The 21921-nt window shown below is 45.8% G+C and carries 16 protein-coding genes and 5 tRNA genes; 17 read left to right on the forward strand and 4 right to left on the reverse strand.

Features of this window, described 5'->3' with window-relative positions; genetic code table 11:
- Positions 1-7 precede the first annotated feature (7 nt).
- From MHN31_RS23535 to MHN31_RS23555, 5 genes are all read left to right on the forward strand, one after another.
- Positions 8-92: transfer RNA gene (locus MHN31_RS23535), tRNA-Leu, on the forward strand.
- Between the two features lie 147 nt (positions 93-239).
- A tRNA-Gln gene (locus tag MHN31_RS23540) sits at positions 240-314 on the forward strand.
- A gap of 325 nt (positions 315-639) precedes the next feature.
- Positions 640-714, forward strand: a tRNA-Gln gene (locus MHN31_RS23545).
- Between the two features lie 116 nt (positions 715-830).
- Positions 831-915, forward strand: a tRNA-Leu gene (locus MHN31_RS23550).
- A gap of 215 nt (positions 916-1130) precedes the next feature.
- Positions 1131-1215 (forward strand) — tRNA-Leu (locus MHN31_RS23555).
- 128 nt (positions 1216-1343) lie between these two features.
- On the opposite strand, the gene MHN31_RS23560 is transcribed toward MHN31_RS23555, so the two are convergent.
- Entirely contained in the window at positions 1344-2507 is a 1164-nt protein-coding gene (locus tag MHN31_RS23560; RefSeq protein ID WP_239445476.1) for an FAD-dependent oxidoreductase, read from the reverse strand.
- 326 nt (positions 2508-2833) lie between these two features.
- On the opposite strand from MHN31_RS23560, the gene miaB reads away from it, so the two are divergent.
- From miaB to lnt, 5 genes are read left to right on the forward strand one after another with little or no spacing between them, the layout of a single operon-like run.
- The gene (gene miaB, locus MHN31_RS23565; RefSeq protein ID WP_125564387.1) at positions 2834-4267 is read left to right on the forward strand and encodes a tRNA (N6-isopentenyl adenosine(37)-C2)-methylthiotransferase MiaB; all 1434 of its coding nucleotides are present in this window, start codon (positions 2834-2836) and stop codon (positions 4265-4267) included.
- Positions 4268-4320: 53 nt separating this feature from the next.
- A complete protein-coding gene (locus tag MHN31_RS23570; RefSeq protein ID WP_239445477.1) occupies positions 4321-5403 on the forward strand; it encodes a PhoH family protein in 1083 nt (360 codons plus the stop codon).
- Positions 5403-5861: an rRNA maturation RNase YbeY gene (ybeY, locus tag MHN31_RS23575; protein WP_239445478.1), complete on the forward strand. Its 459-nt coding sequence runs from the start codon at positions 5403-5405 to the stop codon at positions 5859-5861. The genes MHN31_RS23570 and ybeY overlap by 1 nt, the downstream gene beginning before the upstream one ends.
- Before the next feature lie 22 nt (positions 5862-5883).
- Positions 5884-6762: a CNNM family magnesium/cobalt transport protein CorC gene (corC, locus tag MHN31_RS23580; RefSeq protein WP_058797374.1), complete on the forward strand. Its 879-nt coding sequence runs from the start codon at positions 5884-5886 to the stop codon at positions 6760-6762.
- Positions 6740-8320, forward strand: coding sequence for an apolipoprotein N-acyltransferase (gene lnt / locus MHN31_RS23585; RefSeq protein ID WP_239445479.1), 1581 nt, complete (start codon positions 6740-6742; stop codon positions 8318-8320). Before corC ends, lnt begins: the two co-directional genes overlap by 23 nt.
- A 31-nt stretch (positions 8321-8351) precedes the next feature.
- Here lnt and MHN31_RS23590 read toward each other — a convergent pair whose 3' ends face one another.
- Positions 8352-8696 (reverse strand): hypothetical protein, encoded by a 345-nt coding sequence (locus MHN31_RS23590; protein ID WP_138539646.1) that lies wholly within the window; start codon positions 8694-8696, stop codon positions 8352-8354.
- Positions 8697-9214: 518 nt separating this feature from the next.
- Here MHN31_RS23590 and MHN31_RS23595 point away from each other — a divergent pair.
- From MHN31_RS23595 to MHN31_RS23625, 7 genes are all read left to right on the forward strand, one after another.
- Entirely contained in the window at positions 9215-9481 is a 267-nt protein-coding gene (locus tag MHN31_RS23595) for a helix-turn-helix domain-containing protein (RefSeq protein WP_125564378.1), read from the forward strand.
- Positions 9465-9989, forward strand: coding sequence for a GNAT family N-acetyltransferase (locus tag MHN31_RS23600; RefSeq protein WP_239445480.1), 525 nt, complete (start codon positions 9465-9467; stop codon positions 9987-9989). Before MHN31_RS23595 ends, MHN31_RS23600 begins: the two co-directional genes overlap by 17 nt.
- A 270-nt stretch (positions 9990-10259) precedes the next feature.
- A complete protein-coding gene (locus MHN31_RS23605) occupies positions 10260-12890 on the forward strand; it encodes a hypothetical protein (protein ID WP_239445481.1) in 2631 nt (876 codons plus the stop codon).
- Between the two features lie 12 nt (positions 12891-12902).
- The gene (locus tag MHN31_RS23610; RefSeq protein ID WP_239445482.1) at positions 12903-17234 is read left to right on the forward strand and encodes a DUF637 domain-containing protein; all 4332 of its coding nucleotides are present in this window, start codon (positions 12903-12905) and stop codon (positions 17232-17234) included.
- Between the two features lie 4 nt (positions 17235-17238).
- Positions 17239-17979, forward strand: a complete 741-nt coding sequence (locus MHN31_RS23615) for a hypothetical protein (RefSeq protein ID WP_239445483.1) — start codon at positions 17239-17241, stop codon at positions 17977-17979.
- A gap of 643 nt (positions 17980-18622) precedes the next feature.
- Positions 18623-19561 (forward strand): hypothetical protein, encoded by a 939-nt coding sequence (locus tag MHN31_RS23620; protein ID WP_239445484.1) that lies wholly within the window; start codon positions 18623-18625, stop codon positions 19559-19561.
- Between the two features lie 57 nt (positions 19562-19618).
- Entirely contained in the window at positions 19619-20122 is a 504-nt protein-coding gene (locus MHN31_RS23625) for a hypothetical protein (protein WP_239445485.1), read from the forward strand.
- Positions 20123-20791: 669 nt separating this feature from the next.
- On the opposite strand, the gene MHN31_RS23630 is transcribed toward MHN31_RS23625, so the two are convergent.
- Both MHN31_RS23630 and MHN31_RS23635 read right to left on the reverse strand, forming a co-directional pair.
- Entirely contained in the window at positions 20792-21160 is a 369-nt protein-coding gene (locus MHN31_RS23630) for a hypothetical protein (RefSeq protein WP_125564364.1), read from the reverse strand.
- On the reverse strand, positions 21157-21921 hold a 765-nt coding region (locus tag MHN31_RS23635), incomplete at its 5' end, for a hypothetical protein (protein ID WP_239445486.1). The genes MHN31_RS23635 and MHN31_RS23630, both read right to left, overlap by 4 nt.

The following is a 21921-nucleotide window of genomic DNA, read 5'->3' on the forward strand; positions in this document are numbered from 1 at the left end:
AAAATATGCGGAAGTGGCGGAATTGGTAGACGCGCTGGATTTAGGTTCCAGTATCTTCGGATGTGAGAGTTCAAGTCTCTCCTTCCGCACCATGTTCTTAAAGTTTGAACTGAAACAACTTTTAATACCTTTGTTGGAGTATCGCCAAGCGGTAAGGACAGAAGAGAGAGGTTTTGATCCCTCGCTCATTCACCCCCAGATTCAAATCCTGGGACCAACATTTAGGTTTGATTTTTCGTTGGAGTATCGCCAAGCGGTAAGGCAGCGGGTTTTGATCCCGCCATTCCCAGGTTCAAATCCTGGTACTCCAGCCATCTCTTCTTTGAGAGATACAATTTGATGCGGAAGTAGCGGAATTGGCCAGATGTCTTTAACTAGACGCTGGATTTAGGTTCCAATATCAAAGCGAAAAAATATGCGGAAGTGGCGGAATTGGTAGACGCGCTGGATTTAGGTTCCAGTATCTTCGGAAAGCGTTAAGAAGAAGGATATTATCGATTTAGATTTATCTGGATTCAAGATTTGAATTATTGCTGGAGTATCGCCAAGCGGTAAGGACAGAAGAGAGAGGTTTTGATCCCTCACTCATCCACACCCAGATTTCAAATCTTGAGAAAGTATTTAGATTTGAATTATTGCTGGAGTATCGCCAAGCGGTAAGGCAGCGGGTTTTGATCCCGCCATTCCCAGGTTCAAATCCTGGTACTCCAGCCATCTCTTCTCGGGATGAAAATTCAGTTAAATATACGATGCGGAAGTGGCGGAATTGGCTGTTGTCGAATAAGACGCAGGATTCAGGTTTCTTTTGATTGTATTGATAGAGATTTAATGCGGAAGTGGCGGAATTGGTAGACGCGCAGGATTCAGGTTTCTGTAACTTCGGTTGTGAGAGTTCAAGTCTCTCTTTCCGCACCATTTAACTCTCTTTTCTTGATATCTCCCTTCTTTCTTAAATCTAATATAATCAATGCAAAATTTCGAAATTTTCAGAATTGATTGTTGTCGAATGAGATTCAGGTTTCTTTTTCATTGATGAACTAAATATACGATGCGAAAGTAGCAGAATTGGTTGTTGTCGATTAAGACGCAGGATTCAGGTTTCTTTCTCATTAATGAGCTAAATATACGATGCGGAAGTGGCGGAATTGGTAGACGCGCAGGATTCAGGTTTCTGTAACTTCGGTTGTGAGAGTTCAAGTCTCTCCTTCCGCACCATTTAGTTCTAAGACATCCAAAATTCCATTTTTATTCCTCCGAAACATCCTAATTATTTATCCATTTTCACTATAATTTCCATTTAGTTTTATTGCTTTGCTATCTGTTGTTCCTATTATGAATGACGTCTAAACGACGCCACCCATTGCATGTTTCAATACTTCACGTTTAATTGGACCAGCATGATTAGCCACTTTTAACACCAGGTTGCGGAAATGCTTTAATGGTGCAATTTCGTTAGAGAAGCCAAAGTAGCAAGCGTCCATCATACTCATCATCATCAGATTATCGTTACGACGGCTCTGCTCATAGCGGCGCAGCAAAGCGGCGTTACCAATGTCTTCAGCGCCTTCCAATACGCTTGCCAACGCAGCCACATCTTTGAATCCTAAATTAACTCCCTGCCCAGCCAATGGATTGATGGTATGTGCTGAGTCGCCAATCAAGACTACGCGTCCCTGGTGATACTGGTTAGCATGTTGTCTGGCTAACGGAAATACCGCACTTTGCAACACCTCAAACTCACCGGGTAAATCGAAGAAGTGATTTTGTATCTCCTGCTTTAACTGTGCGTTTGATAACGTCTTCATCTGCGCCAGCTCATTGCCATGGTGATACCAGATCAGATTGGCATACGGGTATTGCATGGGCAAAAAGGCAATCGGTCCGGACGGCTTAAACTGCTGCCAGGTTTTTACCTGCTGCGGCGCATCCAGTTTGATCAGCACACCCATACAATGCTGCTGATATTGCCAACCGGTCACCCCAATGCCAGCCAGTTTGCGTACCACAGAGCGCCCTCCGTCAGCTGCTAAGAGTAAATCGGCCTGATAGCTTTGCTCCGGGTAAATCAACTCAACCGAATCAGTATCTTGCTTGATTGCCTGAGGCGTGCCAGAAACCTGCTCGACCTGAATGCCAAGGCGTTCGAATTGTGCCCATAAACTGGCCTGAATAAGACGGTTTTCGACAATGTGGCCTAAATGCGTTGTAGCCAGCTCCTCGCAATCAAATAACAGGCTGTTATTTTCCTGCTCATACGCTTCGAGCTGTTGATACGGTGCCAGCCTGGCATTGCGAAGCAACGGCATTGCCTGTAGCTCGTCCAGCAAGGCTTCTGAAAAGCGATTAATGGCAGAGACTCGAATATCAATGGCCTCGTCTGTCAGTGCCTGCATGGCATCCAATGGGTGCGTTTCGAGCACTGTGACTGCCAGACCTTGCTGTGCGAGCTTCACGGCAGCCGCTGCGCCAACCATGCCACCACCGACTATCAGCACTTTGTTTTTCATACCCTTTTTCCTTAGTTCAGCTTGCTAAGTTATATCCCGCTATTGTAACCCAATTCGTTCTGAAAGGTTTATTGCCCTGCATATTGTAGCTGAGCAAATACAAGATGCCTTGATCTTGGTTTTTAAAGTTAAAAACTATACTTGGCTAGTGTCATTAGGTCATATAAAATACGCGTCCTTTAAACTAATTTCACGCAAGATCCTGGCAAGGATACAGACTATGCTCTGTATTGATCTAGGAGATGAGCGGGTCGGCTTAGTGGCATTAGTTGTTTTAGCGTCGCACATCGTGCTATTCACCGAGTTGAAAACGAGGCATTATTTCAATGAGTAAAAAGTTGCATATCAAAACCTGGGGCTGTCAGATGAACGAGTATGACTCCCAGAAAATGGCGGATCTGCTTGACTCCACCAATGGCTATCAGCTAACAGAAGAAGCTGAACAAGCGGATGTGATCCTACTCAATACCTGTTCAATTCGTGAAAAAGCACAGGAAAAAGTATTTCACCAGCTGGGCCGCTGGAAGTTGCTAAAAGACGATAATCCAGATTTGGTTATTGGTGTGGGTGGCTGTGTGGCCTCTCAGGAAGGCGACACAATCCGCCAGCGTGCGCCCTTTGTCGATATCGTTTTCGGTCCGCAAACTTTGCACCGTCTGCCTGAAATGATCAAACAGGTCCAAAGCAAGCAAGGCTCAGTGGTCGATATTTCATTCCCGGAAATCGAAAAGTTCGATCGCCTGCCAGAGCCAAAAGCAGAAGGCCCGAGTGCGTTTGTATCCATTATGGAAGGCTGCTCTAAATACTGTACTTTCTGCGTTGTACCTTATACGCGTGGTGAGGAAGTGAGCCGTCCTCTAGATGATGTTTTACTTGAAGTTGCGCAACTGGCAGAGCAAGGTGTGCGTGAAGTGAACCTGCTGGGTCAAAACGTCAATGCCTATCGCGGTGAAATGCATGATGGCGAAATTTGCTACTTCTCTGATCTGCTGCGCTTTGTCGCGGCTATCGATGGCATCGACCGCATTCGTTACACCACCTCACACCCAGTTGAGTTTACACCTGACATCATTGATGCATACGCAGACGTACCAGAGTTGGTAGATCACCTGCACTTACCGGTTCAAAGTGGCTCAGACCGCATTCTGAACCTGATGAAGCGTGGCCATACAGCACTGGAATACAAGTCTACGATCCGCAAACTGCGTAAGATCCGCCCGAACCTAAGCATGAGCTCAGACTTCATTATTGGCTTCCCGGGAGAAAGTAAAGCGGATTTCGAAGCGACCATGAATCTGATCAACGACATTGGCTTTGATATGAGCTTCAGCTTTATCTATTCAGCTCGTCCAGGTACGCCGGCATCGGATCTGCCTGATGATGTAACCGAACAAGAAAAGAAAGAGCGTTTGTACTTGCTGCAAAATCGCATCAATCAGATGGCACAGGACATCAGCCGTAAAATGCATGATACTGAGCAACGCATCCTGGTTGAAGGTCCTTCGAAAAAGAACCCAATGGAATTACGTGGCCGTACCGAGAATAACCGGGTTGTGAATTTTGAAGGTCCACACTCAGTGATCGGTCAGTTCGTTGACGTACGTATCACTGAGGCGCTGCCCAATTCATTGCGTGGTGAACTGATCAGAACTGAAACTGAGATGGACTTACGCCGAGATGTTGCACCTTCGGATATCTTAAATCGTGCACCAGCAGAACCAGAAGCCAATGAGCTGGGTGTTGCCACCTTTACGCCTTAGTCTTGGAATTTCGACGCCAGCTGATGCTGGCGTCTTGTTATTAGGAAGTTGTTTTGAGTAACCAAGTCAAGAATATCGAATTTTATCTGGAACCCTCCGACAATCACCGCCTATCTTCTTTATGCGGGCCTTTTGATGACAACCTGAAGCAAATTGAACGTCGTCTGGGCATTGAAATTACCCACAGAGATAACTGGTTCAAAGTCACAGGCCAACCGGTTGTGGCTAAGGCTGCGGTCGACATTTTAAAATCCCTGTATGTAGAAACTCAGCCCGTACGCGGCAAGTTTGTCGATATTGAGCCAGACCAAGTTCATTTGGCTATCACTGAGGCCAACTGCCTGGAGCAGGAAGCCCCGGATGTGTGGGAAAAAGAAGTCTTTATAAAAACACGCCGTGGTGTGGTTAAGCCTCGTAACCCCAATCAGAGTCAGTATGTGGCCAATATTCTGACCCATGACATCTGTTTTGGTATCGGTCCGGCAGGGACAGGTAAAACCTACCTGGCAGTAGCGGCGGCGGTAGATGCCCTGGAACGCCAGGAAATTCGTCGTATTCTGTTGACTCGTCCGGCCGTTGAAGCGGGTGAAAAGCTGGGTTTCTTGCCTGGCGACCTGACACAAAAAATAGACCCTTACCTACGTCCGCTTTACGATGCGCTATTTGAGATGCTGGGTTTTGAAAAAGTCGAGCGTTTGATCGAAAAGAACGTGATTGAAGTTGCACCGCTAGCGTATATGCGTGGCCGGACACTGAACGATGCCTTTATAATTCTCGATGAAAGCCAGAACACCACCACAGAGCAGATGAAGATGTTTCTGACCCGGATCGGTTTTAACTCGAAAGCCGTGATCACGGGTGACATCACTCAGGTGGATTTACCTCGCGGTGCGCGCTCTGGTCTGCGCCATGCCATTGATGTATTGGGAGAGGTTGACGAGATTTCGTTTAACTTCTTTAAATCTCACGATGTGGTACGTCACCCAGTAGTGGCACGCATTGTTGAGGCCTACGAGAAAAAAGAAGAAGCCGAGCGAAAGGAAAAGTTTAACAAACAGCAGGCAAGATTACAGGCACAGGCCAATACCACACCGGCTGATACACATCCAAACGCCAACGACGAGGAGCGCTCATAATGTCGCTTGAGGTAGATCTACAGATTGCCAGTGACTTCGCCAACCTGCCTTCTGCTGAACAATTTCAGTTGTGGGCCGAAAAAGCACTCCTTGCGTATAAGGAAGAGGCCGAGGTTACCATACGAATTGCAGATGAAGCAGAAAGCCAGGAGCTGAACAGCCAGTACCGCGGAAAAGACAAGCCCACCAATGTGCTGTCTTTTCCTTTTGAAGCACCACCTGGGATTGAGCTACCACTGGTTGGTGACCTAATTATTTGTCCTCAGGTTGTTTTTCGAGAGGCCGAAGAACAGGAAAAAACCTTCCACAATCATTTTGCTCATATGGTGGTACACGGGTGCTTGCATTTGTTGGGCTTTGACCATATAAATGAACAGGACGCCGATGAAATGGAAAGTCTTGAAAAAGAATTCTTAGCCGATCTGGGCATTGCTGACCCATATCGAGATGACGTTTAACCGACTGGAGTAACACACCGCAATGAGCGACGAAAACTCGCAAAGTAGTCAGGGTTCTTCGAGCAAGACCTGGCTGGGACGCATCACACAGATGCTGCAAGGGGAACCCCAAAACAAAGAAGAGTTGGTAGAGGTAATTGCCGACGCACAGGAAAGAGCCCTGATCGATCCTGAAACCAAAGACATGATGGAAGGCGTACTCAGTGTTTCTGAGTTAAAAGTCCGTGACATCATGATCCCGCGTTCACAAATGGTGACGTTGGATATTGATCAGGACCTGGAGTCGCAGTTACCCGCAATGGTTGAATCCAGCCATTCGCGTTTCCCGGTCATTTGCGAAGACAAAGATCATGTCGAAGGCATTTTGCTGGCCAAAGATCTGTTACCCCTGATTGTTCAGCGTGACAGTGAATTACCAACCATTCGTGAGTACTTGCGCCCGGCGGTTGTGGTTCCTGAGAGTAAACGTGTTGATGCGCTGCTCAATGAATTTCGACAAAAACGTTACCACATGGCGATTGTCATTGATGAGTACGGAGGTGTTTCAGGCCTGGTGACCATTGAAGACATTCTTGAGACCATCGTCGGTGAGATCGAAGACGAACACGATAATGAAGACGAGCAACAGGCCATCCGCCAGTTGTCTAAGCACGTGTTTAACGTTCAGGCTCTGACACCATTGGATGAGTTTAACGAGTACTTCAAAACGGAATATGATACGCAGGAAGCAGACACCATAGGCGGGATAATCTTGCATGCATTTGGCCATATGCCAAGCCGCGGCGAAACCATTGACATTGCCCCATTGCAGTTCAAGGTCACCAACTCGGACAATCGCCGCATTTTGCAGTTACAGGTGACGATGCCAAAAACCGAACATGTTGAAGACGTTCTCGAATAAACTCACCGCCCTACTGAAAGACAAGTTTACGTGGCTGGCACTGCTTAGCGGTGCCTCACTGACCTTCAGTTACGCGCCATTTGGACTATGGCCAATCATCTTTGTCGCGCTCGCAGTTGCGTGTTTTGTAACGGATCAGCCCACGACCCGACAAGCAGCCAAGTATGGTTTTTTATTTGGCTTTGGCTGGTTTGCGGCCGGAATAAGCTGGGTGCATGTATCAATTGCTCAGTTCGGTGGTTTACCCCTACCAGCTTCGCTGTTATTAATGGGCCTGCTTTGTGCCTATCTGGCTATTTACCCTGCACTGGCCTTTGCGCTGGCAACACGCTTCTCAGACAAGCCCTGGCAACGTGTCGCATTGCTGCTCAGCGGGTTTGCGATATTTGAATATCTGCGCGGCACTTTACTGACCGGGTTCCCCTGGCTCAGTTTTGGCTATAGTCAGACCGATTCCCCACTAAACATGCTCGCCCCCTGGATTGGTGAATTTGGTCTGACTCTGGTGTGTGTGTTGTTTGGTGCACTTTTATACTACCTGCTCTGGTATAAACGCTATCAGTTAACTCTAATGACCCTGCTGCCTCTGTTTGCGCTCTCTTTTTTGACTCGTACGACAGATAACCCGGTTGAATATACAGGCGAACAAACCCGCATCTTGTTGGTTCAGGGCAATATTCAGCAGAGCCTGCGCTGGGAACCAGAACAATTCTGGCCGACCATGTCAAAATACCAGGATATGACACGACCACTGTGGCAACAGGCTGATCTGGTTGTCTGGCCAGAAGCAGCTATTCCGGAGCTTGAAGACTTAGCCTTCGACTTTTTGCACAACCTGGACAAAGCTGCAGCTTTTAATCAGAGCGCATTAATCACGGGCATTCCTGATTATCAGTTCGACACCCGCAATGTTTACAACACTCTGATTGTCGTGGGTAAGCAACAGGCAGACGACGAGCAGGGTCATTATCAGTACCTGCACACAAACCGCTATCAAAAACATCAGCTGCTCCCCATCGGAGAGTTTGTTCCTTTTGAAAAGTGGTTGCGGCCGGTTGCTCCCCTGTTCAATCTGGCCATGTCTTCCTTCTCCCGGGGTGACGCACAGCAAGCGAACCTGATAGCCAATGGGTTACATGTTCTGCCTGCTATCTGCTACGAAATAGCCTTCAGTGAACTGGTCAGAAACAACTACACCAGTCAGTCTGACATTCTCTTTACCGTCAGCAATGACGCCTGGTTTGGGGATTCACACGGCCCGCATCAGCATATGCAAATTGCCCGGATGCGCGCGCTGGAACTACAACGTCCTTTGGTTCGGGTAACCAACAATGGGATCAGTGGGATTTATGATCCACTTAGTCAGACACAGCACACCTTGCCTCAGTTTGTTAAGGAGACAATGTTACTGGACGTGAAACTGATGCGCGGGGACAGCTTTTATAGTCAGCATGGCAATAAGTGGGTTTGGCTCTTGGTAGCCACTTTAGTGGGGCTGGTATTGCTTAAAAGAAGTGCATCTAAGCTGAAATCTAGCATGGAGCGTGACTATCTGTAGTTAGCGCACGCTCCAGGCAACGATCAGGGGATTACTGATTTACACGTAAATGATAAAGCCCGTGTCTGTGAAAGCTACTCCAGTTTGTGGCAGTACAGCTATTAAATTCACCATTCTTAAACCACAGAGTGACTGTTTTATCAGCCATGCTCGCCGCCAACATTTGACTAAAGATGACACGGCACGCTTCTGGTGTAAATGAGCCTGATTTTTGTGTCACGTTACATACATAATTCGCTTCGCCTAAGCCCGTGACACTCAGATAAACCGATCCGGCAGGAGTTATATCGACCGTTTTAACTTTTCCCCAACAGTCATATGCCTGGGCAGATAAACTTGCAACTGATAACGCTAACGTTGTTATTATCTTTTTCATCTATGATTTCCTTGTTCTGATTTTTAGGGTTGCTGTATTAGCAAGCGCACATCATAGCACACCCATTGTAGAAACAAACAGCGTCTATTCTCTCACGAACCGAACAGCCTGACCCACGCAAGAACAACTCGCAAAGTACACCGAAAGACAACCCCCACCCCAGGGCGCCATGCTGTGTTCGTATCAGGATAACTCGTCACTATCACTTCGCACTATGGTGGCTTGTACAACGGCAAAAGTCGCTTTGTGAGTGTTCGATAGAACTTGCGCCATAAAGGGAAGCGTGTGCGCTTTTTCGGTGCACACTTGGCACTTTACACACTAATGAAAAATTCAACCTATTAATTTATAACAACTTTAAATTTTGGCATGTAACTTTCTTACTCCTGTGTAAACACGCGTAATAGGAGCATATGAAATGAAATCCTGGTTAGACACACTCACCCTCATCTGGCGGATAGACTACAGTGTATGGCCACCCTGTGACTCATTGTTCAATCACAGTTTGGAGCGTTGACATGGCGACTAAACTTTCCCCCGCCCACCCCAGTGTCCAACGAGCTGTTCATATGGTGCAGAGTCAGCAGCTGACCATTCACGAAGCAGCCAGCCAGTTTGCCTTGTCACAGCGAACACTCTATGCTGCACTGCGAAGCAAACAGCCCCAAAATCAGTCGCACTATGCGCAGCTTTTAGAACAAAAACAGCGTCTGGAATCTCAGTTAAACCAGATCTGTGAAGAGTTAGCAACCATGAAGGAGTGTGACTATGCCACTCATAATTGAACCCCTCGCCGAGCTCACCCCGTTACAACAGCAAATGCTTGCATCTCAACTACAAGCGTGTATCGCTCAGGGCGCATCATTGGGGTTTTACCACCCCACCTCTGACGCACACATGACCAACTACTGGTCACAGGTAAATACAGAACTTGGGCAGAATACACGCGTCATACTGGCAGCTTATCTGGAGCAACAATTAGTTGCCTCGGTACAACTCATTCCTTGTAAAAAACAAAATGGTAGACACCGAGGTGAGGTGGAAAAGTTACTGGTTCACCCGGATTATCAACGTCAGGGGATTGCCCAAGCACTGATGCAATATCTTGAGACATATGCCAATCAACTCGGTATGACGCTCTTGGTGCTGGATACACAAAGCGGCGATAGATCAGAACTGTTTTATCAGGCTGTCGGGTTTACCAAAAGTGGTGAAATCCCGCACTTTGTAAGTGATTCACAAGGTGCCATGCACGCAACCAGCTATTATTTTAAGCAACTGGGGTCTCACTAACTCCAGCAGCTTTACAGCAGATGGCTCTCATAAATCGCAATGAGCCTGTGAAATAGTGAATAAAGTAAGCTCGACTCATTGCAATCAGCCCTACTGACGCCAAAAATTTATATTTAAAGCAAGCAACAAGAAAATTCAATATTTATCAATAATGTAAAAACACTTTACTCTATACACACCACCCACAATCTCTGTAACATCAACATTGTACCCTTAACAAAAACGTGCAAAAATACAGCACCCAATAGTTAAAAAACAAAAGAGACAGGGATGAACATCAATAAATCAGCCTTCCTATGGAAGTTATTATTCACATGCCTACTGTGGCACTGTGCTTTTAATGCGAACGCGACAACTGAGCAGGTTGCAGGATTCCAATTCACGAAAACACCGGCTTTTTCTGTATCCAGTAATGCCAGTTCAAGTAGCGACTTTTTAGTGATAAACAGCGATTCAGAAACAGTGCAACTTGAATTTGAGCGCTTTGAAGTCACGAACAAGCCGCTCCTCATCAAACTTGCAAACACCAGCCAGATTAAGACATTGGTTATCAAATCTCGCTACTTTTCCCTCAGAGAGAAAATTTCAGTGGTGGGTAAACCCGTCAATATTATATTTGTTTCTAGCTACGGAACAGTCACTTGTACCAGCTGTTCGTTCGAAAATGTTGAACGTATCACACTTGTGAACGGCACTTATGGATATGGCAGCAGCTCCAGCCACGATAAAATAACAACCAGAGCATCCGGGCGCGTTACCATCAATGGCCTCAGCGCTCCCGGCGCCCACTCACTTGAAGTGATGGCCGATCTGATCAGCACCTCGGGTACTATCGATCTTAACCTGCGCGCTCAGCGTCACCCTCAGGGTGGATTTATTTTCGCTGAAAATGGCGGATATGTACTCGGTTCTGGCGGGGTTAATTTGTATCCAGGCAGAATGACAATCAAGTACAGCGATCTAGACATTCAGGTGGTGAGCAAGAAAAATGAGGTCTATCAGCCTGGCGGTACATTCAAGGCGGCGAGTATAGGTATTGTTGCCTCTCAGCCAATCACTATCCCCAGCAGCACCGAATTCAATACGATGTCCGATGCACTGGCAACCAGTACGCGGCAGGGTCATTTCCACGCGCCCGCCGAAGGTGTATTCATTCAGATCGCTAAGCATGAAAGTGCTCCACTGGCAGTGCATGGTAAACTTTACAGCGACCGGATCATCACAACAAAAACAATTAGTAGTACAACTTTTAATACCAGCGCACGCATTATAGCTCAAACGGTAAAGGTTTTCGGAAGCAAGCACATCTTTAATCATGGCTATATTGATGCAGACAAGATAAAAATCGGCGCAGATCGGTTTATTAATACAGGGACATTAAATGGCTCTGAAGTGAATATTGAAACTGATGGAGATGTGCACAATACCTTTGGTGGGGTGATTAAAGCAGGCAACCTGAGTGCGGTATTAACAAACGGTATGTTTACCAATGGTTCAAGAACTAACAGGTCAAACAGATCAGTAATTATGCCTTTAAATGCGCCCTCAATCAGGATCGACAGCACGGAACACGGCCCCTATTCCGCTTATAGCCAGGCTGGGGATGTTCAAAGCCGGGTGAGTGCCAAAATACATGCAAACACAGTAAAAATTGTCGCTAAAGCCATTGAGAATATTAACCCATACCACATCGCTGAACCACAGGGCGCAGACTGGAGTAAAGGCATCAGTGTCAATACTGTTCAGGCTGATCAAGTGTCAATTGCTGCTGAATCGAGCTTGGAACTTAAAGCAGACAATTATATCCGTAACACTTCGGCGATTTTACGCCTGAATCAGCAGGGAATATTTCATGTTGATACACCATTAATGTTTAACGAGCGATACAGGCTTGAGACGACGTCATATATTATTTCACGCTATGCCTATACCACTGACAATGAAGGGAGTCGTGATGTAGTGGAACATGGAGTTGGCACAAAAATCTCAGCTTACTCTCCGCCAGGACGTGTGATTAGTTTTGGCCAATTCGAAATAGGTAGTAAGGTGGCTCCTTCAACACGTCGGCGCTTTGTGAATGCTTTTTCGTATGTCGAAATCTTCGATAACGCCCGTCTCCAGAAGCTGGATTTGGAGTCAATAGGTATCAAACTGGGCAGCACCGTTGCGAAAGAAAATATTTTCGCCATAAAACAGTGCATTGCGCTTGGAAATTGTAGTGGCAGTACAATAGAAACCTCTGTAGAAGGCGAAACATTACTTTCCGTTCATGGTAACGTTTATGGAATCAACCCCAATGTAGCTTCTGACAGTGACCTGACTCAAACTGATTCAGATTCACTTGATGCAACTATTAATGACAAGATTAAAGAGTACTTTCAGCGTTATGTATCGTGGACCGACGAAGATACTTACAGCGGCTATTATCAGCCAAAGGTGATAGATAACACCTCAGTTAAAGCCGGCCTCTACAATTGTGACGGTTATCGCTATGAAGAGCATGGTCTTACCAGAATTAACGACTGCACATACTCTACCGTGACGGTGGAGCTTAGCAAAATACTGGGCGAAACGTCGACGGCCGATTTTGCAAACACTGGTTACACCTTCAAGCAAGTGAATGACGCCGGGCAGAAATATGCCAGAAGCAATCAACCTACCACAACTAAAGAGGACTATCGTTGCAATTACAGCGCACCGATACAGCAATACGAATGCACGACTAAGAATTTCAAGTATGAGAAAATAGTGGTAAATGAAGAAACCCAGCAAGCCACCATCCATTATAAATATGAAATTCTGATTGAAAAACAGTGTGACCTCTGTAGCGATAAGTTTTTTACCCGATATGTTACTAAGTCACCCACTATCAGTGTGGCAACTTTAATGGCCGGTAACTAAAAGGAATTTCTCATGAAAAAAAACAACCTCTTGGTGGATAAACCTGTCCCCTTTTACAAAAAGGCAATTGCCTATGTAAACATAATTATGTTGCTAGGGCAGATGAGCTTACCGACTCTGGCATATGCCTATAATGCGTTTGACAAGATAAATGCGAGTCAGTCGCTTTCGGGCTCGCCCGAATTTACAAAAGTACCAGGTAGCAAAACTACACAGTATGTGAAATCAGAGCATATTGTAGAGCAGGCCCGACCGAAAACCGCTCACACGATAGCCAGCTTTCATCAGTTGTTACTGAATAACAAAAAGCAAGCGCTGCCTGCACCGCAGTACATTCCAATAATGAACGGGGAAGTCCAGATCATCTTTCCGCATTACCCGTTGGCAAAACAGGTGGGCGATAGATTTGTTCAGTCTCGCCTGATCCGCTCACAGATCTATGCCGAGTTAAATCGCAACCTGATCTCACCTGCCTATGCGGATGAAACCGCTCAGATAAACCAGCTGTATCAAAATGCCTATGAGCTGGCGGGAAAAATTAATGTTACCTTTGGGGAGAAGATCACCAAATCTGAGTATGACCGATTTGGCAAAGACTTTGTCTGGCCGGAATTCAGAGAGATTAATGGTGAAAAAGTGCTTTCACCTGTGGTTCACTTAAGTGACAAAACCATTGAGACTCGCACAGTCAACGGTCACATTGTCGAGTTTACCGGTTCAGACGTCAACTTCAGAGATATTACAGTCAATAGTGGTACTTTGCTGACTGGCAGAAACACCTATTTGCGAACGGCGCGCGATCTAACGGTTAACCCGGGTGCAGAAGTGGCGTCTGACGGCGACCTGAACCTGTTTGTTGGGGGCACCCTAAGAAACCTATCCGGCAGTCTGACGGCGCAACAAAATGTCGATATTATTGCCGGCCAGTATATCCAAAAAACCCTGGTACACCGCTTTTCTAATCGCTATGAGCGCGGCTCCCGATTTGGCCAGATTGCATCGGTTAATGGTGACAATATCCGTATCCACAGTATGGGTGACATCCTTGTTCAGGGCGGGACAATAACAGGCAACACCATCGGGCTGCGTGCCGACGGTAATATTCGATTAATTTCGCAACAAACCAGCTATGTGAACAATCAACCCGTTGGTGAGTATTCACAGTCCACTTCTGAAATTAAACACCTGACTACTAAGCTCTCTGCCAAAGACAGTATTTACCTGATGGCAGCAGGCGCCATTGAGCTTAAAGCCGCAGAGCTGTATGCAGATGAAGGGGTTATTGAACTCCTTGCGGGCCAGGGGATCTTTATCTCCAACGAGTTTAATCAGTTCCAGAAACAATCTAATGCCAAGTGGGGTAAAACCACAGAGGAAGAGCAAGAGTTTCAAACCATTGCTATCCGCTCAGCCCTTGAGGCAGGCAAAGGTGTCATGATCGCCTCAGACTTTGGCGATATCACACTACAGGCTACCCAAATCACATCGGGCACAGGGACCACCATAGATGCCCGTAATGGCCGGGTTAACTTATTGCTGGCCAAAGAGCAGGACCATTACTTCTACAATAAAGTCAAAAAAGGCACCTGGAAAATCAAGACCGAAACCATACAGGATACGGTCGATACCGCGGTATATAACGAGATCATTGGTGGTGTTAAGGTTCATGCAACGCATGGTGTAACGCTTGAACTGGGGCAGTATGAAGGTGAAACACTTCAGGACACACTGAACACATTTAGCGGCAATGAAAGCTTGAGCTGGATGGCCGATATATATAACGATCCACAGTATAATTGCCCTTCTATGTCTCTGCCTCAAGCACCTGATGGCTATCGTGACTTCGCATATGAGGCTATGCAGCAAGATCCTGCTTTCAATAACTGTAGTAGTATGCTTGATGTGATTTACACAAAGCTGGAAGAAATTCACAAGCATGATAAGACAAGCTCACTAAGCCCGGCCGCTATGGCTGTTATTGCAATTGCTGTCTCGGTAGCTATGGGACCTGCGGGTGCAAACTGGATTGGTGCTAATGGTAAGATAGCACTAGCAGTTGGTAAGGGGACTTTCTCAGCCGCAGCGTTATCTGCAGGGGCTGCCACTTTAACAACACAAGCTGTATCTAGCCTTGCCAATGGCGAAGGAATTGATGGCGCAATCAAGTCGATTACAGAAAGCGACAATTTACGTTCTCTGGCTATTGCCATGGTGACAGCGGGTATGGTGCAAGAAGTCGGGGCGATAGATTTCTTTGAGGTTGATCCCAACGCCGCTTTTCTGAGCTCAGACACATTGCTGTCAATAGGTAACCAATCTATTCAGGCTGTTGTTGATTCAACAATCCGTGCTGGAGTTTCGACAGCTATTAATGGTGGCTCATTCTCAGATTTTGAAGACTCCTTTAAAACATCAATGAAGATGTTTGCCGTTAGCGAGCTAGGGGAATTCATGGCTGGTAAGATCGGCGCTGCGTTTGATGGCCCGAATGCAACAGATACGGATACCGCACTCAAATATATAGCACATGCCGCAAGTGGATGTATTATTGGTGCGGCGACAGCGCAGGTAAATGGCAACAGAGAGTCCAAAAATATCTCTTGTGGTGCTGGTGCGGGGGGAGCTGTTCTTGGTGAATATATCGCATCAAGTATGGAAGACTCAGATACCTACGTCGCAGCAAGACAAAAGGCCAAAGAAGAGTACCAGGCGTTTTTTGATAAGAACAAAGCGCAAATAGCCGTTTGGAAAGCAAAAGGGTTAAGCGCTGAGCAAATTGAATACAACCTCAATCAGGGAACAAGCAGACTGGCAGCTGTTGCTGAAATGCAACGTTTGAAAGATGCAGGTGTCGATTTAGTTAAGCTCAGTGCCGCTGTTACTGCGTTTGTAGCGGGTGCAGACGCATCAGCTATAAATATTGCGGGTAATGCAGCAGCAACGTCAGCTGAGTTTAATACATTCTCAGATTACACCATCGGACGGTTTATGCAGTCACTGTTGGCAGATTATCTGGAAGGTTTAAGGTCTGATCCAAATGGTGTGCTAGGTGTAGAGCTTGGCAAAGCTGCCGACAATGTATATCAATGGAGCTTGAATCAGGATGTGGCAAATAATGCCAAATTACAGTTGCTATACAGCATGTTTCCTGAAGATGTAAAAAGCAGGCTCAATTCCAAAGCGGTTAGTCAGGCGGACCGTCTGACAATTGCGGCAGCAGTATTAGCCGGCATCATTGACGCCGGCAGCGGAGTGGCTACCGCCGGAGAAGCTGTTATTCGTGTGGGTATGACAATGGCTGGGGATAGCCAAGCTGGTGACCAAAATATCCAACTGGTCGAAAACTCTATCGAAGACATCAAGTATATATTTGATAATTATGAAGAAATATTCGATAAGGTAATCAATATAATTGACACAGCCGATACAGATAGAGAAAGCAAAGCACTAATTGCCCGGTTCACTGCTGCTTCTGCTACGACTGGTATCGCGGGGTATATGACGGCAGGTGCAGCCTCAGTTTCAGTGACTTCAAAACTGGCTGCCATGTTAAAGCGCCTGCAGGAGAAAGGGGTCGATATTTCCGGCCTGAAAAAAGTCACTGGCATAGATGGGTTTGAACAGGTCGATACCAATGGTGATGGTATCGCGGATAGTATAACTATTAAGCCACTACCAGCTGAGAGTTTCCCTAATGATCTAATATCTAAATTTGCCGCTGCAGAAAATAAAAGCTTTGAACAGATGGAGCGACAAATGCAGAGATTGAAAGATGGAAAAGGGGCTGATTTCGAAAAGCTTATCTCAACATACTTGAAAGAAAAAAATGTCCACGGGTTAACAGCACAAGATGCAAATGTGATTTTTGGCTACAGCACAGGTTGGTTTTACCATAAGCTCAATTCAGCGTTAAGAGACGGTACAGTCAATAGCGCACAAAAAGACATAACGCGTATGTTGGACACCGCACTCGATAAGCTTCCATCTGTTGATGGCAACTTTGTCAGAGGTCTTAACTTTTCCAACGAGGCTGACTTGCAGGCAACTATCAACCGATATATTAGTGCGTGGACTTCAGGAAAAACTGTTGTTGAAGGCCAATTTAACTCGGTATCTCGCGGCGATACACCATTGCAGAATTTTGATGGGCAAATTATTATGCATATTGAATCTAAATCAGCCAAAGATATCAGTGATTTGGCCATGGATGTACAGTTCTGGCATCAACTAAAAGAGCAACCGGTTTACTCTGAGTTTCTCATTAAGTCCGGTGGGCAGTTTACAGTAATAGACATAGATAAGAATGGGGCGGTCACTCACATATATATGAAGCAGGTAGATTAATTGTATGGTTCACGGTAACGAACGAGTCAGTGCCTTGATGCATCCGCTAGAGGCCAATGATTTTAGATCGGATAAAGAGAATAGCCTCGTCGAAAACGTTTATTACATGGATAATGATGCCATATACGTCGTCCAGGAAAAAATAAGCCTTAATGAAGGTGGTTATATTTCTAACTGGCACTGTTTTGAATCAGCGACTGGCAGACTCATTCCCGTTGAAGAAAGAAAACGGAAACTCATACACACTCAGTATAATTATGACTTTGGCTCCGAAAAGGTAGAATGCAGAGTTAATCTACATGAAGCCAATGGTTACGAAACATTGCAATGTCGTATACTAGATCAAAGTGGCACTGAAGTAGGAACTTTATGGTTTGGGCAACATCACTTCGAGTTTGATTATGAAGCGGCAAAAGAGATATTGCAAAAACGAGCAAAGTCAATCAGAGAGAGAAACAGCGCACCTCCTGGGTATGTTGAGTTCTCTCAACGGTACCTGAGTGCTGATTACGACACGAAGAAGCGACTGCTGGTGACGAGTTTTCGACAACATTACAAAACGGTGGGTGAAACTGGGTTGGGTGATTTATATGCTTTTCTGACACAACAAGTATATGATCACTTAAAGCGCGACCCTGACTTTATTCCGTTGCTGCGCGAAATTGCTTCTGATCCAATACATCATTTTGATACTGATTCAGCAGACGAAATTTTTCACAGTATGTTATCAAACCTAAGAACCTAAGCTTTTTGTATAAGTCTATCACTAAAATGAGCCGGGATAATAAGGCGTGCTTTGTAGCACGCCTTTTCTGTTATCAAGCCAATACAACAAATAGACCCAGACAATTGGCTTAAACTCACTGCACAGTTTACAAAGGTATTTCATGGTGCGGTTGGGCGAAAACAAGCGTTGACAGATTTCTGTGAGCATCTTCATAAAAAGAGAAGAGCCAATCTAACTCAGAGTAAGCAGTTGCTGGGCTAATATTTTTCATTTGGTGTAATTTCGATTCATCCAAACTCAGGTCTGGGTACTTATTCACATTGTTCTAACCTGACTGCTTTCACTGCTCAGAGCGTGCTCGAAGCACGAGCCCTAATAATTTACACTTCCAAGCTGAACCTGCCTATCTGCTGCATCGCTAACTTAAACGATAGTGGCGCACTTCAATTTATAACAAAGCTTCGGTACGCCTCTACAGTTTAAGGTGGGTGTCTTCGGTTTTTCTTTCTGTTTTGAAGCCAAATCTTATGCGGAAAAACTGCAGTTTCTGCGAAGCAAAGGCTATAAAATGAAACCCATTCTGGTCAAAGTAAAGGTACCTAAGCTAAGCCAGACCAAACCGGGGTTGCGTCAGTGTCATGGTTCCAGCAGGGTAATAAATATGAATAGTAATCCAAAAGAATTAGGTAAATTTTTGCGTAAACGTAAAAGGGCGATAAAAAACCCTCAGAAATACCAAAGTGTATTTGAGGAGAATCAAACTGATATTCAAAGATATATAGATAAAGGGCGTATAGAGTTTGACTTTATTGTGCAGGAGAATGAACGTTTGCCATTTTTACCCTGGGAGGAGTTTACATCAGAGCTAGGCATTCCAATTGACTATTACGAAATGTCGGCGCAAACGGCGTTAATTGAGCAAAATAAACTCTGTACAGAGATGCTGGCGCACAGTCTGGGATATGCCTACTTGAAATGTATTATCTCCTACTTTACGCAACAGCGTTTTGTAACCAGGTTTGATCGGGAACATGATGGAGGCGTAGCGCCAGACAGCGTATTCTACCTGGCCATGGCGGTGATCCTGCAACAGCCTAAACATGCCAGCCATATCTTCAGACTATTTGAAGTGGGCTATGCCAGGCACTGGGTTAACCGCTCAAAAAGTCATATCGGGGATTGCATGATTTTGCTGTTTGATGCCGCCAACGGTAGCAAATCCATGACCCCGATAGTGGATGGGTTTGCCTATGCCGATATTGTTGCGGACTGGAATACGCAGGATTTTGACCGCCTGACAACCCATCTGACTCGCTTATGCGACGATCAGGTGACGCAGGTGTCCGCGCCGCCCAGCAAGGACTTTTTTGAGTTTAACAATATGAACTGGGGGTTCACCCCCTACGCCGCACTGATGTTATTGGCACTACGTGCTCAGCATGGTCTGTCTAACCCGGATTTCAGCCACCCCGGATTTGGCAATGTCACACAGCTGCAGCCAGATGCGCCAGTCACCCTCGTTGAAGACGAGCTACTCAGACAACTCCTCACCCGCATACGTGCGCAGGGCTTTGATGAAGAAACCGCGCTACAAGCGTAAAAAGGAACCGGGCGAGTCAATTGATTTGCCCATTATTTAGAAAAGAGAAGTAACATAATGAAGTTGTTAAAAAATTTAGGTTTAGCGTGTTTAACATTGACTGCCGTTGGGTGCAGCACCGTTTCTTACCAGTCTATGGGGATCCGTGGCGGTTACTCTGAAAAGCAAATCAATGAGTACACTTACCGGGTACATTATTCAGGCAATGGCAGCGTGACGCTAGAGCAGGCGATTGAGTTTGCGTTATTACGCAGCGCCGTCATAGCACATCAGCAAGGGGTTGATACCTTCACCAGCGCAAAGTATTCAGCCAATGTATCGCGCACCTATGCTGGTACACCGGGTGTTTATGTGAATAAGCCCAGCGTGTATCTGGATATCTCGTTGAGCAATGAACAAGCGACAGATAAAGCCGTAGCCTGTGACAAGTTTGCCAGTTTGTTTAGGCTTATGGCAATGCAAGAAGCCCCCCGCCCCGTTACACATGATACCCAGCGCTGTATCGAGCAGGTGCAACAAAAATACCAGCTCACTGAGCAGCAAATATTTGATAAAAAGTGAGCGGTCGCATACCAGCGAAACTAACCCTGGGATGTGCCGATCATGTAACTATAGTAAAGCAAATTTCGCAAATAAGCTGGCTGGGACGGATATTAGCCCCAAGCTTGCGCACAGGGTATGCGCTTTCTTTCAAGCGCTTATTTAGGTTGGGTGTCCTTTGGTCCATTTGTTTATAACGAAAGGGTTTAAGCAATTGGGGCACTATCTGATAAGTGTTCACATATATGTTCAATACAGCCTATTTCTCAGCCTAATAATCCTGAATGACCAAGTGTCGCTACAACTGCTCCTGAGGCGCAAACAATCCCCCCTATGACTACACTTAGCCGATATGGGATACATACTGGTGATACATAATTGCTTTTAATGTAGAAAAAATACAATAGCGCAGTGCCTGCAAATACAAGTAAACATATTAAGAAGCTGCTTTTTACTGTCGCGATGAGTGTAACAACATTAATTGCAAAAACACCCCACCCAACAAAAAGCACTCGATTTTTGTTAGTCCTCATATTACGCATAACGCCCTTTCCGATTATCGAATCTCACCGCAAGTATTGCACCTGAAGAGCACAATCGGTAGAAGAAAGTGATAGAAAATCTAATGCGGGCAGTATAAAGCAGGCACTCAATATTGATTTTTGAGTGCCTGTTTTTATTTACGGCTGACTATTCAAATGTCTTAGTAAATTCAGGAAGATCAAGCTTTTGCTTCAATTGCTGAAACTGAGCTTCTGTGAAAGGACCTGCCGCGCCTTCCGCGAACTGGCTATCGCTCGATTTTTCAATATAGTAAAACACCAATATATCCGTATTCGGCAATGTGCGTTTTGCGACAATAAAGCGATTGTTACTCCCCACAGCAACAATTTGAGCATCGATGCGGGTAATAAAACCTCCATCGCCAAAATCATAACTTAATGTTCTGTTACTTGTGTCATCAAGCCATAAGACTTGATATGGCTTGTCTTCCCACAGTACTGCGCTGTCACACCCAGCCAGTAACAAGATCATCAAAATTAAAGATACTATTTTCATTCACTCTGCCTAACTTGTGATGTCCACTCTATGGTCATATGTACATCACTTGCTCTTGGACCTATAGACCAACCAACCCACTTCTCTGTGTACCTTCCGGCAAAAAATGAGCTCGCCGACATATTATTGGTCACCCGAAACAATATTTGCTGACCGACAACCCTAGCCTGCCCTCCACCCCAACTGCCAACAACATGTTCAGCAAAGTTAGATGTGCCAAAGAAGCGCGCAAGGCCAAACTTATAACCGAAATCATCCATTTGATTTCCGGGTACAAGAGTACCACCATATTTTTTATAAAGACCTGCCTCAAAGTACTTAGCCCCTTCACCCTGACTAAATATTTGTGACATTTTACTATCGGGGCCAAAGTAAAGAGCCTGACCATCCTCATTTTGAATGACAGTTCCTCCGAAATACTCCAGAAGATCAGCAGGAGACATGTTATCTATCTGCTCTTGAGTAAGCTGACCTTCTTGAGCAAACTCACCTCCGCCTTCGGCGTTATACCACCACTGCATCGCAGACGTAACCGCACCGTTAGCGAACTTGCCACCTGTCAGTTCAGAGACTGTACCTCCAACCACTCCCGCTATGATGGTTCTCTTAACGGCATCCGCAAACACGCCCGTTTGTGGTTTCATAAACGCTTTCATGCTCGCCGTCACCATCGAGCTCACAAAACCATGCCCGAACTTACCACCTTGCAGAACGGAGGTGATCCCGCCAACCATCGCATGGGAAGCCACATTGGCTACGGC

Source organism: Pseudoalteromonas sp. McH1-42 (genome assembly GCF_022347845.1).
Classification (GTDB): Bacteria; Pseudomonadota; Gammaproteobacteria; order Enterobacterales; family Alteromonadaceae; genus Pseudoalteromonas; species Pseudoalteromonas rubra_D.

Excerpts from the sequence above, each read along its gene's own strand:
- MHN31_RS23630 (WP_125564364.1), bottom strand. The coding sequence starts at position 21,160 with ATGAAAATAGTATCTTTAATTTTGATGATCTTGTTACTGGCTGGGTGT.
- corC (WP_058797374.1), top strand. The coding sequence starts at position 5,884 with ATGAGCGACGAAAACTCGCAAAGTAGTCAGGGTTCTTCGAGCAAGACC.
- MHN31_RS23590 (WP_138539646.1), bottom strand. The coding sequence starts at position 8,696 with ATGAAAAAGATAATAACAACGTTAGCGTTATCAGTTGCAAGTTTATCT.
- MHN31_RS23600 (WP_239445480.1), top strand. The coding sequence starts at position 9,465 with ATGCCACTCATAATTGAACCCCTCGCCGAGCTCACCCCGTTACAACAG.
- lnt (WP_239445479.1), top strand. The coding sequence starts at position 6,740 with ATGTTGAAGACGTTCTCGAATAAACTCACCGCCCTACTGAAAGACAAG.
- MHN31_RS23595 (WP_125564378.1), top strand. The coding sequence starts at position 9,215 with ATGGCGACTAAACTTTCCCCCGCCCACCCCAGTGTCCAACGAGCTGTT.
- MHN31_RS23620 (WP_239445484.1), top strand. The coding sequence starts at position 18,623 with ATGAATAGTAATCCAAAAGAATTAGGTAAATTTTTGCGTAAACGTAAA.
- MHN31_RS23560 (WP_239445476.1), bottom strand. The coding sequence starts at position 2,507 with ATGAAAAACAAAGTGCTGATAGTCGGTGGTGGCATGGTTGGCGCAGCG.
- MHN31_RS23615 (WP_239445483.1), top strand. The coding sequence starts at position 17,239 with ATGGTTCACGGTAACGAACGAGTCAGTGCCTTGATGCATCCGCTAGAG.
- MHN31_RS23610 (WP_239445482.1), top strand. The coding sequence starts at position 12,903 with ATGAAAAAAAACAACCTCTTGGTGGATAAACCTGTCCCCTTTTACAAA.
- MHN31_RS23605 (WP_239445481.1), top strand. The coding sequence starts at position 10,260 with ATGAACATCAATAAATCAGCCTTCCTATGGAAGTTATTATTCACATGC.
- ybeY (WP_239445478.1), top strand. The coding sequence starts at position 5,403 with ATGTCGCTTGAGGTAGATCTACAGATTGCCAGTGACTTCGCCAACCTG.
- miaB (WP_125564387.1), top strand. The coding sequence starts at position 2,834 with ATGAGTAAAAAGTTGCATATCAAAACCTGGGGCTGTCAGATGAACGAG.
- MHN31_RS23625 (WP_239445485.1), top strand. The coding sequence starts at position 19,619 with ATGAAGTTGTTAAAAAATTTAGGTTTAGCGTGTTTAACATTGACTGCC.